Raw genomic sequence first — 13,992 nt, forward strand, 5'->3', positions numbered from 1 at the left:
CGCGTTCCCCGCGTCCTTGGCGGGGGCAACAAGCCAATGCCCATGCTTGTCACTGCCCAGCAGAGCCCCAAACACCGACGCCGAATCGAAGCGGGGGTAGCACAACCAATCCACGCTTCCACCCTTGGAGATCAGTGCTCCCGTGTGCAGATCAGAAATCAGTGCGTAATCTTCGATCGGCGTATCCATGGAACCACTCAATCACACCAACTGCCCGCCGAGCAGCCTCCGTACATCCCGGGGACGGTTTGTGGTGATCTCCTGGATACCGAGGTCAACCATCAGTTCCACATCAACAGGTGAGTCAACTGTCCACACCCGCAGGCGAAGCCCTGCGTCCAGCCAGGCCCGGATCCGCTTCGGGTGCGCCTTCACGTAGTCAATTCCCGGCCCTGCGAGTCCGACGGCGTGCGCCCCGATTACGCGTTCGCCCTCGGACAGCGCCCGGCGCAGGATAGTCATGACAGCCGCCGCTGTCAGTGGTCCCAAGGATTCCCTGATGTCTTCAGGTTTGACGTCCGCAACCAGCTGGCAGACCACCTGGGCCGGTGCTTTCTCCAGCAGATGGCGCACCGAATCGGGATTGAAACTCATGAAGCTGACGCTGATGTTGTCCACGCGTGAAGTTTCGGGATCCCACCCTTCCTTCATCAGGAAAGCAATCAGCTTCTCTTCCAGCTTCAGTCCGAAGGGGCTGGGGTGCTTGAGTTCAATGGCCAGCGCAATCTCGCGGCCGGCCTCCCGCAGCAGATCGATCAGGTCCTCCAGGGACAGCAGCTGATCCGCTATCCCCCCGTACTCCGGCGGCATGTTGGCACCCTTCCACGACGCGAAGTCCAGCTCCCGGAGCTGCCGCAGCGTGTGGTCGGACACGTCACCCGTACCGCTGGAAGTCCGGTCCAGTGTTGAATCGTGGATGCAGACCAACCGCTGATCCCGCGTCAGGTGAACATCGCATTCCACGCCGTCGGCGCCGTCAGCCAGCGCCTGTAGATAGGCCGCCCGGGTGTGCTCGGCATACTGATGGCTTGCACCGCGATGCGCAAAGACCAAGTACTTCATGATGCACACGGTACGCGAAACCGGGTCCGGGTGGGACGCCGGAGGTAGTCCGGCTGATCAGCGGGCTGGCTAGACTGGCGGGTGGGTTGTATATGACCGCGGTGCGCGTTCTGACGGAGGTACTTTGAGCACACTTTTGACCGATACGGAACGCGCTGTGGGGCTTCGCCGCATGAAGGCCGTCGCCACCGGGCTGCTGGTGGCAATGGCTGTGGTGTTTGTCGTGGCATTCGCCTTCCAGGAGCAGTACCCGTGGCTTCAGTATGTTCGCGCGGCGGCCGAAGGTGGAATGGTGGGTGCTCTGGCTGACTGGTTTGCCGTTACCGCGCTCTTCAAACACCCCATGGGAATCAAGATTCCGCACACGGCCATTATTCCGCGCAAAAAGGACCAGATCGGCGAATCTCTGGGCCAGTTTGTGGAGGAGAACTTCCTTTCGGAGACTGTGGTTCAGCAGAAGCTCGCCTCCGTGGGCATGGCACAGAAAGCGGGCGTCTGGCTGTCCCGCCCCGAAAGTGCTGACCGCGTGGCCACCGAGGGCGCTGCTTTGATCCGCGGTGCATTCACGGTGCTCGATGACGACGCCGTCCAGTCCGTCATCGAATCCATGGTCCGCAAATACCTGGTGGAGCCGCCCTGGGGTCCGCCGGTGGGGCGGATGGCCGAGCGGATCTTCGAGGACGGCCACCACCACCAGTTGGTCGATCTGCTGGTGGACCGCGCAACCGACTGGGTGGACGCCAATTACGACGTCGTCTCGCGCGTGGTGTCGCAGCGGTCCCCCACATGGGTTCCCAACTTTGTGGACGGACTCGTTGGGGACAAGGTGTACATCGAACTGGCCAAGTTCATGCGGGCGGTGCAGTCCAACCCTAACCACGAAGTTCGCCTGGCCCTGGACAAGTACCTCAAGGAACTGGCCCAGGATCTGCAGTTCGATGCGAAAGTGATCGCCAAGGCGGAGGACATCAAGGCACAGGTCCTCGGAGACCCGCAGGTGCGCGATCTTGCCGCCCGCACGTGGAGCACCGTAAAGACCGCCTTGCTGGAGGCGGTGGACGATCCGCAGAGCGAGCTCACCCGCAATTTCAAGGCCGCAGTCCAGGACTTCGGGCGGCGCCTGTCCACGGACGAGGAGCTCGCAGGCAAGGTCAACCGGTGGATCTCCGACGCCGCCGGGTACCTCGTTCGCACGTACCGCAGCGACATCGCCGGCATCATTTCCGAGACCGTTGAAAGGTGGGACGCCGAAGAAACCTCCACCAAGATCGAACTTCAGGTCGGCAAGGACCTGCAGTTCATCCGCATCAACGGGACCGTGGTGGGGTCGCTTGCCGGCTTGGTGATCTTCTCGGTGGCCCACGCCATCTTCGGATAGTGGTTCCTAGCGCTATGCAGCCGCCCGTGGTGGTCGGCCAGCCAACCGGAGGCTGACCAGCAGGGCCAGGAATGGGAACAAAAGGAGCACGCCCAGCGCCCAGGAGAGACTAAAACTGTCCGCCAGCCAGCCGAACACGGGGGCGAATGCTCCGCCAGCGGAAACTGCCAGTCCAAGGGTCACACCGGATGCCGTTCCGATGCGGTTGGGTAAATACTCCTGGCCCAGGGTGGTCTGTACGGAGAAGGGCAGGTAGAGGCCCAGACCGAGCAGTGCCGTCGCGATGAACGCCACGGGAACGGAAGGTGCGGCCAGCAGGAGGATCAACGCGGGAACACAGAGCGCATAGCCAAGTCTGATGGCAAAAATTCGAGACCACCGGTCCGCCATCCAGCCGCCGGCCAACGTGCCCAAGGCACCCACCGCGAGGAAAGCGGTCAGGCTGGCCGAACCGGCAACCTGCGTGACGTCGTAGCGGGAGATGACGTAGAGCACCAGCAGGGATGAGATCCCGAAGTACATGATTGAGCGGATAACAACCAGGACTGTCAGCCAACCAAACGGGCGCCACTTATCAACGGCGGGCTCCCCGTGCTGCTGGCTTTTGGGGCCATGGGCCGCCGGCAGGCGTGGAGCCCCGCTTCGCCGGCGCAGCCAAAAGAGAAAAACAACCATCGCAAGGGCTGGCACCGCAAGGAACGGAGTCCCGGTAACTCCGTAGGCAAGGAGGACCGGCGTCACGATCACCGGCCCCAAGGCAAGGCCCGCGTTACCCCCAATTGCAAACCAGCTCATCCCCTGTGCAGAGCTTCCAGCCGCAACCCGCGCCGCACGCGCCGCGGCCGGATGGTAGGCCGCAACCCCAAGACCGGACAACGCGACGGCGGCCCACGTCCACCAGTAGGAATCGACGACTCCGGCCAAACCGATCCCAATACCCGCCACCAAAAGGCCCATAGGGGTCAACCACGGCGGTGATTTACGGTCGGCCAGCATCCCAAAGGCGGGTTGGACCACCGAGGACAGCACCGTTGCAGCCAATGTGATGCCGGTGGCCGCAAGGTAGGAGTAGCCGCGATCGAGCACCAGGAACGGCAGGATTGCGGGGACAGCACCCTGATAGAGATCGTCGACGAGGTGGCTGGCCGTCAGGACAGCCAGTCCCCGCCGATCAGGTATTTCCTTCAACCGCGGGGAATGTCGCCGTGTCCGGGTCCGTCGGTAGTCAATGGGCTGTCCGGGCCGGCGTCCATGACTGATGCTTCAGCTTCGTCGGGGCCGCCGGGTTCCGACGCTTCAGCTGGGGCCGCGGTCCGCTCAAGGACGGCAAGAAGCTCCCCGGGGATGACCTGGGGCGGCGGCCCGAATGCCTCGCGGGTTGCTTTGACCACTGTGCGGCCCATCATGTGATTTCCGGCACCACCAACTGCTGCGCCCACCCCAAAGGGGAGCGCCCGACCCAGTAGCGCTCCGCCCTGTCTGGCGAGCATCCTTTTGAGGAAACGCTTCCGGATACTGGCGCCGATGGTTCTCACCACAGAGGTGGGCATGGCTCCTCCCACTACGTTGCCCCAGTGCTTGGATACGCCGCTACCGGCGGTCGAGCCCAGCATCGCGTTAATGAGTGCGGACCCTTCCTCACCCATCAGGATGGCCATCACCAGGGTTCTTGAACGGTCGGGCTCTGCCGTGGAAATCCCGTGCAGTTCGGCAATGGATTGGGCGTAGAGTGCGGTGGCCTCCAGGAACCCGATGGTGGCCGCCGCAGACAGGCCCAGGGAAACCATCGTTCCGATGGCGGGCACGGTAGCTGTTGCCCCCACAGCGGCACCGCTCGCGGTGATCGCGGCAAGATAGTCACGCTCAAGCTTGGCGCTGAGCTCGGCTGCTGTTGCGTTGGGATGCTTCCTGCGAAGCCGCCGCAGGTTCGCGAGGACCAGCGGCCGCTGTACATCGATGGCTCTTTCGACGGCGCGCTGCACACCCGCTTTTGGCCTGCCGTCCTTATCGAAAACCGCGCCGCTCGCCACTCTCGTGGCTGGATTGAACCTCGGCTTTGCCATGGCGGATCCTTCCGTTGTGTCTTCCGGTTAAAGCTTAGTGGGCCGGATTAGACCGTATAACGCAAAAGTGCACCGCCGGATGGACCGGCGATGCACTTCTACTTGAATTGAAGAAGTTATGCGTGTGAACGGCCACGGTTCTTGGTAACGGCCTGGTAAATGAGGATGACAACGATCGCGCCAACTATGGCGACAATCCACGTCTGGATGGAGAAGAACTCTTCGAGCCCAGTTCCGAAGATCGCTCCGCCTACCCAGCCCCCCAGAAGCGCGCCGATGACGCCTAGGATCAGCGTAAGAACCCAGCCGCCTGCCTGCTTTCCGGGCAGGATCATTTTGGCAATAGCGCCGGCAATTAGACCAAGAAGAAGAAATGCGAGGAAACCCATGAAGTACTCCTAAAGGTGAATCTTGCTTTTGACTTATTCAAATAGCAACACATAAATCGGACGAATGCGCTGGTATGCGCAACTTTCAGCCACTCTACTTCATCAGCATGCTTAGTACTACATCAGGGCGGTGCAAGTTCTTTCATTAAACATCTTCATTGCTCTTTTACAATACCCTAATGGGGTACCAATTTGGCTTCATTGGGCAGTCCGTCCGCGGATACGGTCTTGGCGCTGCCAACCTTCAGCGTGTCACGCCACAGGCCGGAGTCTGACAGTATGCTGATAATTGCAGCATTCCATCCATGCATACCCCGGCCAAGGCGCCATGCCGTTGGCCACCATACATCCAAGGAGTAGTGGCCATGAGAATCGGTTCCTCGATAGTGCTCATAGCAATAGGCGCGATCCTCGCATTTGCTGTTGCAGACATAGTGGATTTCATCGACCTGACCCTGGTGGGATACATCCTGATGGGCGTAGGCGTGCTCGGACTCATCATCTCGCTGGTTATGCAGGCACCGCGCAACACCCGCAGGGTCACTGAGTCCCGTTCCGTTCAGGACCCCAACACGGGCGAGACCATCACGCGCAACGAAACCAAGGACGGCGGCACCACCGGGCTTTAGTTCGCGGAACCCCGCGCCGCTTGGGCGCACAACTTCATTCCGATGACGACGGCGGCACTCATGTGCCGCCGTCGTCATTTGTTGTGGGCATACCTCTTCATTCCGTAAATCTGTGTTTCTCCTCCGTAGGAGATTGACAAGCAAAAAGAAACACAGATATAGTCACTTAAACGCAAGTAGATGTGACGGCTGTCACCATAGCCGCAAGGGAGACCGATGTTCGCGGAGGAGCGTTACAACAGAATCGCTGGGCTTGTGCTTTCCGAGGGTCGCGTTGGGGTCGCGGAGCTAGCAGTCCGCTTTGACATCACCAAGGAAACCGTCCGCCGCGACCTGGCACTGCTGGAAAAGGACGGTGTTCTCCGCCGGGTTCACGGTGGCGCTGTTCCAGCTGGCAACGCCAGCACCAGTGAGCTCAGCCTCACCAGCCGGGAGAGCCGCCAGCAACCGCAAAAGGTGCGGATCGCCAAGGCCGCACTCGCCATGGTCCCACCCACTGGTTCAATCGTCATCGACGCCGGAACCACCACCGGCCACCTTGCCGAACTGCTCACAGCGGAAACCCGTGAGGACTTGCTGATCATTACCCATTCAGTGCCCATCGCGCATGAAATATCGCGCTCCTACCACTCGCTCGAACTCATCGGCGGACGCGTCCGCGGATTGACCAGCGCGGCCATCGGCAGCGGTACTGTTTCGCAGTACAACGGCTTCCGCCCCGATGTTGCCTTCATCGGCGCAAACGGCGTACACGCTCAGTTTGGGCTCAGCACTCCGGATCCGGACGAGGCCTCAGTCAAGTCCGCCATAGTGCACTCGGCCCGCCGGGTGGTTGCGCTGGTCGATTCGTCCAAGCTCGGCGAGGAAACCCTGGTGGGATTCGCGGCTCTGCAGGAAATTGATGCGCTGATCACGGACCAGGCGCCGCATGAGCAATTAGCCAGTGCCTTGGCAGCCGCAGACGTAGAGGTGGTGATCGCGTGATCGTCACTCTGACCGCGAATCCCAGCCTGGACCGAACCATTGAGCTGGCGGCGCCGCTTGCCCGGGGCGCAGTTCAACGCGCTTCCGCCAACCATCAGGAGCCTGGAGGCAAAGGCGTCAACGTCTGCCGTGCACTTACCGCCGGCGGTGCGGAGTCCCTCGCCGTGCTGCCTGGCGATCCAGCCGACCCGGTGCTGATCGCCCTCGCCGCAGCGGGAGTCCCCTACCGGAATCTTCCCATCAACGCCGCACTGCGACACAACGTGACCCTCACCGAGGCAGACGGCACCACCACCAAGGTCAACGAACGCGGGCCTGCCCTGGACAGCAGCCAGGCTGACGCCTTGCTGGAACTGCTTGTCAACGCGTGCGACGGCGCCAGCTGGCTTGTCCTGGCCGGCTCGCTGCCCCCGGGTCTGCCCAACGACTTTTATGCGGAAGCGGTGAGTGCCGTCCGCGGCCGGTATGGTGACCGGGCCCCCTTGGTGGCCATTGACACGTCCGGCGCACCCCTTTCAGCCGCCGTCGAAGGTGTAACAGCTCCCGACCTACTCAAACCCAACGCCGAGGAACTTGCCGAACTGACCGGTGGCGGCAGCGGTGAAGAGCTGGAAGCCGACCATGCGTTCGCCGCGCAGGCGGCGGAGCGCCTCCTCAGCCGTGGAGTCCGTGCCGTACTTGTCACCCTCGGATCAAAGGGCGCGCTGCTGGTCACTCCGGAGGGAGCCTGGCATGCACAACACCCACCTGTTGCTGCTTTGTCCACCGTAGGTGCGGGAGATTCGGCCCTTGCCGGTTACCTTCTCGCCCACGCCAGCGGAGGCAGCCCGCAGGACTGCCTCCGCCAAGCGGTTGCCCATGGCTCCGCCGCGGCATCGTTGCCCGGGTCCACGGTCCCTTCACTGGACCAGACCCACCCTGGCGCCGTTGTCGTCACGTCCTTTGCATTCTCCGTCCACCCCTAACGCTCCACCCTTCCAAAGGAGGAAGACCATGTCCGCACTCATTACACCGGACCTCGTCACACTCGACGAGAACCTTGGCGGTGACCGCGCTGCCGTCATCCGCCGGCTTGCCGAACAGGTGACCTCCGCCGGGCGCGCCAGCCAGGTCGAGGGACTCTACGCGGATGCCCTCGCCCGCGAAGAGAAGACTGCCACTGGAATCCCTGGCGGAATCGCCATTCCACACTGCCGGTCGACGGCGGTCACCCAGCCCACGCTGGCCATGGCGCGGCTGGACCCACCCGTCGATTTCGGCGCCAAGGACGGCCCCGCGGACCTGGTGTTCTTCATCGCTGCCCCGGAAGGCGCCGACCAGGAGCACCTGAAGCTGCTGTCCAAGCTTGCCCGGTCCCTCATCAAGAAGGACTTCACGGCTGCACTGCGCGCGGCGGCTACCCGCGAAGACGTTGTTCAACTGGTCGAAACGGCAATAGGCGCAGGACCCGCCACCCGGACGGCGAAAGCACCGGCTGCGGACTCCACGCCATCAGCGGAACCCAAGACCCGCCGGCTGGTTGCCGTGACCGCCTGCCCCACCGGAATTGCGCACACCTACATGGCCGCCGACTCACTGGTTGCTGCCGCGAAGGAACGCGGCGTGGACCTGCAGGTGGAAACGCAGGGCTCCTCCGCATCGACACCGCTGGATCCCGCGGTCATTGCGGCCGCCGACGCTGTGATCTTCGCTGTGGACGTCGATGTCAGGGACAAGTACCGCTTTGCCGGTAAGCCCGTCATCAACGCCCCGGTCAAGCGCGGCATCGATGAGCCAGGCGTCATGGTGGAAGAGGCACTCGCAGCAGCTGACAACCCCAATGCGCGGCGGGTGCCGGATTCCGCCGCTGCCGCGTCCGACCAACAGGACGACGACGGCGAACGCCTGGGCGGAAAGCTAAAGCGCGTGCTCCTCACCGGTGTCAGCTACATGATTCCGTTTGTTGCCGGCGGAGGCCTCCTCATTGCACTCGGCTTCCTGTTGGGCGGCTACGAACTGTCCCTCGCCAATGACGCCGGCGTGGCCAACGGCGACGACCTGCTCGCCAGCTATACCCTGTTCAGCCTGCCCCCGGAAGGGCTGCTACCGTTCCTCGGCGCCGTATTCTGGAAGGTCGGCAATCTGTCAATGGCCTTCCTGGTCCCGGCGCTGGCCGGCTACATCGCCTACGCACTGGCAGACCGGCCGGGAATCGCCCCTGGATTTGTGGCGGGTTCGGTGGCCGTATTCATGAATGCAGGCTTCCTCGGCGGGATTGTGGGCGGCCTCCTCGCCGGCTACATCGCGATGGTGATCGGACAGCAGAAAGTTCCCCGCTGGCTCCGCGGCCTGATGCCCGTGGTCATCATTCCCCTGGCGGCATCCATCGTTGCCTCGGGCCTGATGATTCTGGTGCTCGGCGGGCCAATCGCCGCGCTCACTGTCGCGCTGAATGACTGGCTGTCGAGCCTCACCGGCACTGCCGCTGTCGTTCTTGGAATAATCCTTGGACTCATGATGGCCATTGACCTTGGTGGGCCAATCAACAAGGTGGCCTACGCTTTCGCTGTCGCGGGACTGGGTGCCGGCACGGTGGACAACCAGGCGCCCTGGCAGATCATGGCCGCGGTGATGGCCGCCGGTATGGTCTCCCCGCTGGCTATGGCTCTGGCAACCGTGATCGACCGCCGACGGTTCTCCCTTGCGGAACGTGAGAACGGCAAAGCCGCCTGGCTGCTGGGCGCGGCCTTCATCTCAGAGGGAGCAATTCCGTTTGCCGCCGCCGACCCGCTGAGGGTAATCCCCGCAGGCATGGCCGGCGCTGCGGTAACCGGCGCCATGATTATGGGTACCGGCGTGACCTCCCAGGCACCGCATGGCGGTATCTTTGTCTTCTTCGCCATCGGCAACGTGATTATGTTTGTTGTATCGATCCTCGTTGGCATGGTGGTGTCAGCCCTCGCAGTAGTGGCACTGAAGCGGTTCGCCGTCAGGCACGCGGATACCGCAAAGGCCTCCGAACCGGTCGCCGCCTAACTGCTGCGGATTAAGGAGTGGATATGAGTACGTTTAGTGGAGTGGGAGTGAGCCCTGGCCGCGTCATCGGGCCGGTTCTGCAGATGCCGGGAGCGGTCAGCGAGCCACCGGCCGGCGAAAAATGGGTTGAATCCACAGTTGACGCCGAAACTGCCCGGCTCAAGTCCGGCGCCAAGAACGTCCAGGGAGAGCTTCGCTCACGGGCTGCACTGGTGTCCGGAGATGCCAAGGCCGTGCTCGAGGCGACCGCCCTGATGGCGGCCGACCCCATGCTCCTCAAGTCAGCGAACACGCTGATTGTGGCAGGCACTTCAGCCGAACGCGCCATCTGGGAAGCGGGGATACAGGTCGCGGACATGCTCAAGGGGCTCGGTGGGTACATGGCTGAGCGCACGCAGGACGTGCTGGATGTTCGTTCGCGCATAGTCGCGGAGCTGCTGGGACTCCCTGCGCCGGGTATCCCAGCATCCGACCGGCCCTTTATCCTTGCGGCCGAAGATCTTGCGCCCGCTGATACCGCCACCTTGGATCCCGACCAGATAATTGCATTGATCACCAGCAGCGGCGGGCCGCAATCCCACACGGCAATCCTGGCCCGCGCGCTCGGGCTTCCAGCTGTCGTGGCCGCCGTCGGCGTCGACAGAATCGAAGATGGTACCGAGCTCTTTGTGGACGGAGCGGCCGGAACAATCCTCAGCGAACCCGGTGACATGGAGCGCACCGCCGCAGCGACCTGGACGGAACAGTCAAAGTCACTGGCCACCTACACGGGCCAGTGCACGACGGCGGATGGCCACCGGGTGCCACTGCTGGCCAATGTAGGTTCAGGCGCTGACGCCCGGAAGGCCGCCGCTGCTGGTGCAGAAGGCGTTGGCCTGCTGCGGACGGAGTTCTGTTTCCTGGACCGCGACACCGAGCCGACGATCGCCGAGCAGGCCGCCGCCTACCGCGAAGTTTTTGATGTCTTCCCCACCGGCAAGGTAGTGCTGAGGACCCTCGACGCCGGTGCCGACAAACCGCTTCCGTTCCTCACCGATTCCACTGAACCCAATCCCGCCCTCGGCGTGCGGGGCTACCGGACGGAGACTACCTCGCCCGGCGTTCTGGGGAGGCAACTGGAGGCGGTTGCGGAAGCTGCCCGAGACGCCTCAGCAGAGGTCTGGGTGATGGCTCCGATGGTGGCCACCGCGGATGAGGCCCGGCAATTTGCCCACCTGTGCAGCGCTGCCGGGCTCACGACGCCCGGAGTCATGGTGGAGGTACCCTCCGCGGCGCTCACAGCCGAGTCGGTCCTCAAACAGGTCTCCTTCGCGTCCCTGGGAACGAACGACCTGACGCAGTACGCGATGGCAGCCGACCGTCAACTGGGAGCGCTGGCAAACCTCAACGATCCATGGCAACCGGCCGTGCTGCACCTCGTCAAGCTCACCGTGGACGGCGCGGCGGCCGCAGGCGCCGAAAAGTCCGTGGGTGTCTGCGGCGAGGCGGCCGCGGATCCGGCCTTCGCCGTCGTACTGGTTGGTTTGGGAGTGGACACACTGTCCATGAGCGCGCGTGCGCTGGCCGCAGTTGCGGCCGTGCTGTCATCTGTCACGCTCGCGGAAGCACAGGATCTGGCCCGGCAGGCGTTGGCGGCACCCAATGCACTGGACGCGCGGGGCAGTGTGCGCGCTGGCCTGCCCATCCTCGAAACCCTTGGACTGTAAAGACCCGAAACCCCCCTTTGGAAGGAACATCATGATTGAACGCAAGGCAACCGTCGCGAGCCGGGTTGGGCTTCATGCACGGCCGGCCGCCATCTTCGCGGAGGCCGCCGGGGAAATTCCTGTGGAGATTACCATCGCCTTGGCTGGCGAACCCATCGAGGAGGCGATGGATGCATCGAGCATCCTCTCGCTGATGAGCCTGGGAGCCTCTCACGGGGATGTGGTGGTGCTGCGCGCCGACGGCGAAGGAGCCGCCGATGCGCTCGACTCCCTGGTTCGCATCCTTGAAACGGATCACGACGCTTAAGACGAAGATGGGTGCGTCCACCCGTTCTAATGGACGCACCCATCAGTTCCGTAAATCTCCGCTGACCCCCCACGATGAGCGGAAGTTACATATTCATTATATTGACACACGATGATGAAAACGTGAACAGATAAGACGAAACCAGGCAAATAAATCATCCGAAAGGATTAACCCGGGCAGCCACCTAGGCAAGCAGGTTCCTCTGAGAACCGGCCTCTGACCGCCGGCGCGAGATCCATGCCACTGTCAGCCCGACCGTGACGAAGACAATCGCGCCGAACGGGAGAATCACGTCGAAGAGACCCAGCGGACCCCAGATCGAGGCAACGGCAAACACCACCACCAGAGCGAAGCCGAAGGCCATCAGGCCTGAGCAGATCCGATGGATAGGGCGCGCGGCGCCATCCAGCAGCCCTCCGGTTGCCGGAGAGAGCAGGCATGCTGCAACGTAGCCGGGGTAGTAGCGGCCCATGTCCGCATACCACTGGACGGCCTGTTGGTCTCCGTAGGCCCGCAGACCGGTCGAGCTCTCAGGCAGGTCGCTGACCACAAAGAGTGCCACGGTCACCAGCACCGTGATCGCCAAAACCGCCAGTCCAATGGGACCGGCGATGATTCTCCGTGTGCGTTGCGAGCCGAAGGCGATGGCTGTGCGGACGCCGAGGATGGCGAAGATCGCGTAGAGGCTCAGCCGGATCACCAGATTGGCGATGTTCACCCCGCCCAGAAGTTGGTCCACGGCGAGGTACAGGGGCGGCAAACTCAAACCAACCGCAAGGGCAAGCAGTACCAGTGAGAGAAACACCGACCGGTTCCTGCCACGCAATGCATCCGGTACTCGAATGAGCGCAAAGATCACGCACAACCCGAAAACCGACCATTTGATGACCTCCGCCGCGCTCATCCCAGATTCTCCCAAATAGCGCGATCCCGATTGTTGCCGTGTTCCTGTCTCCGCACCTGCTTTCCGAGCGAATCGAGACGGTCCCGCGCCAACAACAACAGGACGGAATCCGGCAGGTTGGACAGCGACCTCGCCCGGCTACCTTCAGCCCAGCCGCCCTCCGACGGCGTCAACAGGCCGGTCACCACCAGACCGCTGGTCAGTGAAACCCGGGCAATGCGTGCTGCTTCAACGGCCAGCCCGGTGGTCAGGCGTCCTGCGCTCAACTGTGCAGACAAATTTTGGGGCGCGATACCTGTGCGTGCCGCGAGGGTCTGGCGAAGTTCCCCGGGATCGATGGCATCAAACCACGCTCTCACGGAATGCCGGTGCGGCAGGTGGGCAATCTCAAGTCGAAGGTCGCGTCCAATCCCCTCACGCCCCTCACTTCGTGCCACGATCAACCGAAGCAGGTCCGTATCGGAAACCTGGCTGATCAATTCGGCATCGGTGGGTAGGGCAACGCCTCGGGGAATGTCGCGGTAGCCGTCAAATTCACCAAGCGCTTTGACCGGCGGCACGGCATAGGCCCGGGCAATCGCCACCACTGTGACTACCGCCACCTTGCCGCGTACCAGCTGCTGGGCAAGCGTTGACCGCTTGATTCCGGCTTCACGGCATAGATCGGACACGGTCGCCTGGGGTGCTATACGGCAGCGCCACAACTGGAACGATTTGGCTGTGACTGCCATATTCACCCTTCGATTGGACTTCCTACCCGAACTTTGAAGTATACTGAAATGGCTGGCTCCCCATTCTGCGATTCCCCCATACGCAGAACGCGGAGCCAGTTTCAATTTAAGCTCTATCCGCGGTGATGCTCCCGCAGTTTGTGTTAATACAGCAGCCAAAAATGGCCTACATCAACACAAACTGCGGGAGCATCGCTACGGGTTGTTACCAGCGGACCTTCTTCTCGCGTTTGCCCTGCTTGGAACTCGGCAAAACCGGCTTCTGCTTTGGCCCAGCGCTGTGGGCGCTGTCAAGATCGCCGAACGCCGGATTCTTTTTCGCCAGAGCCGCACGTGCCCGTGGATCGTCCTTCAGTTTCTTTGCTGCGGACTCCGTCAAGTGCGCAGATAGCTTGGGTTCTTCGTTGGGGTTGGTCATGGTCTCTCCTTCGATTCTTATGTTCACCTGTTAGTGGCATGCATCAATCAGTTGTGTGACGCTAACGCAGGTAGATCCACATGGCGGGTTCCTTTCGGGAGACTTGTTGAAGCCCTCGCCCGACCTATGACCGCTTTACTGGCGACGGTTATTGGGTCCAGTGTGTTTCGGAAAGTTCCTAGGGAACGACCGTGATACGAGGGGGTTGGAATCAACCTTGGAGGCGTGGCCTCAACAAGTTGGGTTTTCGGCTGGAGCAGCTGGTTCATCAGGGCTCAAAAGCCCACGGAAGCGCTGACTACTCGAAAATTATTGTTTCCATGCCGTTTAACGTACACGATGGGCGGCCCACCGTGCCAGAGGACCAAAAAAAATTGCCGCCCCGCCGGCTATCCGCAGTGGGGTG

Annotated in this window: 15 protein-coding genes; 7 read left to right on the forward strand and 8 right to left on the reverse strand. The window is 62.4% G+C overall.

The genetic code is table 11. From position 1 onward, the window contains the following. Together Y708_RS29905 and Y708_RS0114740 are read right to left on the reverse strand one after the other, a co-directional pair. Nucleotides 1-189, reverse strand: a 189-nt coding sequence (locus Y708_RS29905; protein WP_035776498.1) for a trehalase-like domain-containing protein, incomplete at its 3' end; no start/stop codon positions are given. Nucleotides 190-201: 12 nt separating this feature from the next. Next, complete coding sequence (locus Y708_RS0114740; RefSeq protein WP_035776500.1) at nt 202-1,062, reverse strand: glycerophosphodiester phosphodiesterase family protein; 861 nt, start codon at nt 1,060-1,062, stop codon at nt 202-204. Nucleotides 1,063-1,234: 172 nt separating this feature from the next. Here Y708_RS0114740 and Y708_RS0114745 point away from each other — a divergent pair, with 172 nt between their 5' ends. Continuing rightward, nucleotides 1,235-2,440: a DUF445 domain-containing protein gene (locus tag Y708_RS0114745; protein ID WP_081746832.1), complete on the forward strand. Its 1,206-nt coding sequence runs from the start codon at nt 1,235-1,237 to the stop codon at nt 2,438-2,440. 12 nt (nt 2,441-2,452) lie between these two features. On the opposite strand, the gene Y708_RS0114750 is transcribed toward Y708_RS0114745, so the two are convergent. From Y708_RS0114750 to Y708_RS0114760, 3 genes are all read right to left on the reverse strand, one after another. Next, on the reverse strand, nt 2,453-3,628 hold the full coding sequence (locus tag Y708_RS0114750; RefSeq protein WP_216699803.1) for an MFS transporter: 1,176 nt from the start codon (nt 3,626-3,628) through the stop codon (nt 2,453-2,455). Beyond that, a complete protein-coding gene (locus Y708_RS25355; RefSeq protein ID WP_051479027.1) occupies nt 3,625-4,503 on the reverse strand; it encodes a hypothetical protein in 879 nt (292 codons plus the stop codon). The genes Y708_RS0114750 and Y708_RS25355 overlap by 4 nt, the downstream gene beginning before the upstream one ends. A gap of 116 nt (nt 4,504-4,619) precedes the next feature. Next, nucleotides 4,620-4,892, reverse strand: a complete 273-nt coding sequence (locus Y708_RS0114760; RefSeq protein WP_028280520.1) for a GlsB/YeaQ/YmgE family stress response membrane protein — start codon at nt 4,890-4,892, stop codon at nt 4,620-4,622. Nucleotides 4,893-5,257: 365 nt separating this feature from the next. Here Y708_RS0114760 and Y708_RS0114770 point away from each other — a divergent pair, with 365 nt between their 5' ends. The 6 genes from Y708_RS0114770 to Y708_RS0114795 all read left to right on the forward strand — a co-directional run bounded on the left by Y708_RS0114770 (nt 5,258) and on the right by Y708_RS0114795 (nt 11,533). Further along, entirely contained in the window at nt 5,258-5,521 is a 264-nt protein-coding gene (locus tag Y708_RS0114770) for a DUF6458 family protein (protein WP_028280521.1), read from the forward strand. A 216-nt stretch (nt 5,522-5,737) separates the two neighbouring features. Continuing rightward, complete coding sequence (locus Y708_RS0114775) at nt 5,738-6,505, forward strand: DeoR/GlpR family DNA-binding transcription regulator (RefSeq protein WP_028280522.1); 768 nt, start codon at nt 5,738-5,740, stop codon at nt 6,503-6,505. Then, complete coding sequence (locus Y708_RS0114780; RefSeq protein ID WP_028280523.1) at nt 6,502-7,470, forward strand: 1-phosphofructokinase family hexose kinase; 969 nt, start codon at nt 6,502-6,504, stop codon at nt 7,468-7,470. The genes Y708_RS0114775 and Y708_RS0114780 overlap by 4 nt, the downstream gene beginning before the upstream one ends. 28 nt (nt 7,471-7,498) lie before the next feature. Further along, nucleotides 7,499-9,520, forward strand: coding sequence for a PTS fructose transporter subunit IIABC (locus tag Y708_RS0114785; protein ID WP_028280524.1), 2,022 nt, complete (start codon nt 7,499-7,501; stop codon nt 9,518-9,520). A 23-nt stretch (nt 9,521-9,543) separates the two neighbouring features. Beyond that, complete coding sequence (gene ptsP / locus Y708_RS0114790; RefSeq protein WP_028280525.1) at nt 9,544-11,226, forward strand: phosphoenolpyruvate--protein phosphotransferase; 1,683 nt, start codon at nt 9,544-9,546, stop codon at nt 11,224-11,226. 31 nt (nt 11,227-11,257) lie between these two features. Continuing rightward, entirely contained in the window at nt 11,258-11,533 is a 276-nt protein-coding gene (locus tag Y708_RS0114795) for an HPr family phosphocarrier protein (protein WP_028280526.1), read from the forward strand. A 184-nt stretch (nt 11,534-11,717) separates the two neighbouring features. On the opposite strand, the gene Y708_RS0114800 is transcribed toward Y708_RS0114795, so the two are convergent. From Y708_RS0114800 to Y708_RS0114810, 3 genes are all read right to left on the reverse strand, one after another. Then, nucleotides 11,718-12,437 carry a hypothetical protein gene (locus tag Y708_RS0114800; protein ID WP_028280527.1) on the reverse strand — a complete coding sequence of 240 codons (720 nt, stop codon included), beginning with the start codon at nt 12,435-12,437 and terminating at the stop codon, nt 11,718-11,720. Continuing rightward, nucleotides 12,434-13,168 (reverse strand): hypothetical protein, encoded by a 735-nt coding sequence (locus Y708_RS0114805; protein ID WP_028280528.1) that lies wholly within the window; start codon nt 13,166-13,168, stop codon nt 12,434-12,436. The genes Y708_RS0114800 and Y708_RS0114805 overlap by 4 nt, the downstream gene beginning before the upstream one ends. 205 nt (nt 13,169-13,373) lie before the next feature. Then, on the reverse strand, nt 13,374-13,586 hold the full coding sequence (locus Y708_RS0114810) for a hypothetical protein (protein WP_028280529.1): 213 nt from the start codon (nt 13,584-13,586) through the stop codon (nt 13,374-13,376). Between the last annotated feature and the right edge of the window lie 406 nt (nt 13,587-13,992).

This window comes from Arthrobacter sp. H5, assembly GCF_000520595.1.
Classification (GTDB): Bacteria; Actinomycetota; Actinomycetes; order Actinomycetales; family Micrococcaceae; genus Arthrobacter_D.